We start from the raw sequence: 213 nt of genomic DNA, 5'->3' as shown, positions 1-213 counted from the left end.
GTAACAAAGGAAGAAGCGGCGCAACTGCAGCAAGATAAAGCGAAAAAAGAAGCAGCGATTAAAGAACAGCAAAAAAGTGAAGAAGAGAAAAAGAGAATAGCACAAGAACAGCAAAAAAATGATATGGCCAAAAAAGAAGCGGTGATGAAGGACGGTCAAAAGAAAGAAGTAGCAAAGCCAGTTGTACAAGGTGAAAAATTGCCAAACACAGCA

1 pseudogene is annotated in these 213 nt (G+C 39.4%); it reads left to right on the top strand.

Features of this window, described 5'->3' with window-relative positions:
- Positions 1 to 213 (top strand): annotated as a pseudogene (locus MR113_RS28165) (LPXTG cell wall anchor domain-containing protein); the annotation flags it as partial.

Source organism: Bacillus cereus group sp. BfR-BA-01379, from assembly GCF_022663605.1.
Classification (GTDB): domain Bacteria; phylum Bacillota; class Bacilli; order Bacillales; family Bacillaceae_G; genus Bacillus_A; species Bacillus_A mobilis.
The sequence above is the reverse complement of the archived record's forward strand: the minus strand, read 5'-3'. Positions and strand labels throughout refer to the sequence as shown.